Below are 1,440 nucleotides of genomic sequence, written 5' to 3' on the forward strand. Positions count from 1 at the left end.
CTATCAGTCTTGAATAGTTCGAGGGGATGGTTGCGGCTTCGTTCATCGTTATCGCGATCTCATGTCACTGTGGTGGTGGATAACGCCAATAGTGGTCGTCTTTCTTATAGTGTCTTTAAATGACCCTGCGATGTCAATAAATGACTCTCGAATGGCAATAAATGACCTCCCTTGTATGTGTTTGACACTCTAATCTTTGCCTCACTTAATCAGAATCGCACGTGAAAATAATAAGAGGTAAAGCATGAGCACGATAACCCTGATCGAACACGATGGGACAGAGCATTCTCTAAGTTATGAGAATGGGCAGTCTGTAATGGAAGTGGCGACCGAAAATATGGTGCCGGGTATTGATGCGGATTGTGGTGGGGAATGCGCGTGCGGCACGTGCCACGTGTTTATAGACCCACAATGGCGTGATCAATTGGGTGAAATCAATTTAGAAGAAGCTCAAATGCTAGATATGGCGCCAGAGAAACGAGAAGAATCACGACTTGCATGTCAGGTTCGACTTAGCGCTGATGACAACGGGATGGTCGTCAAACTTCCTGAATTCCAGATGTAATGTCACATAGTGCAACGAAGGTAAAAGACCAATGAAACTTTTAGAGCCTGTGATTGAAAAGAGTACCGCGCTTGTTCCTATGCATCTGCAAATTAAGGGAGCGCATGCCTTTCAAAAATTCAAAAAGCGTTTGGGTTTAGCGCGCGCTATTCCGACATTTACTGAAACCCCAATTCCTCCTGTTGCTGATCTTTCATTGGGTGAAATTGATGTCAGCAATCCTTTTTTGTTTCGACAGGGGCGGTGGTTGGAGTATTTTCAACGTCTACGAGATGAGAGTACGGTGCACTATCAAGCGAACAGTCCATTTGGACCTTTTTGGTCGGTGACACGTTTCGAAGACATTATGTATGTTGATAAGCATCATGAGCTTTTTTCTGCCGAACCTATTATATCGATAGGCCCGCAACCTGAAGGTATCGAAATTCAAACCTTTATTGCGATGGATCCCCCTAAACATGATGTTCAACGACAAGCTGTTCAAGGCGTTGTTGCTCCTCAGAATTTAAAGGAAATGGAGTCCTTAATTCGTCAGCGAACCTGTGATGTGCTTGATAACTTGCCGGTAGATGAGCCTTTTGATTGGGTGGACTGCGTATCAATAGAGTTAACAAGTCGCATGTTGGCAACTTTATTGGATTTCCCCTACGAAGAACGTCGTAAATTGGCTTTCTGGTCTGACGTGGCTGCAGCATCCCCCGAAACCACCGGTGGGACCGGGTATACCGCTCAAGCCTTCGAAGTTGCTGGTGCCATGGCAAAGGGCTTCTCGGAGTTATGGCGCGAAAAAGAGGCGCGCTTGAAGTCAGGTCAGGCTCCGGGATTTGATTTAATCAGTTTGCTGCTAACCAATGACAACACGAAAGACATGATTG

1 protein-coding gene and 1 pseudogene are annotated in these 1,440 nt (G+C 45.6%); both read left to right on the top strand.

The genetic code is table 11. From position 1 onward, the window contains the following. Positions 1-244 precede the first annotated feature (244 nt). A complete protein-coding gene (locus A3762_RS19825; protein WP_068756284.1) occupies positions 245-565 on the top strand; it encodes a 2Fe-2S iron-sulfur cluster-binding protein in 321 nt (106 codons plus the stop codon). Positions 566-596: 31 nt separating this feature from the next. After that, a pseudogene (locus tag A3762_RS19830) lies at positions 597-1,440 on the top strand (cytochrome P450); the annotation flags it as partial.

It is taken from the genome of Oleiphilus sp. HI0125, from assembly GCF_001635355.1.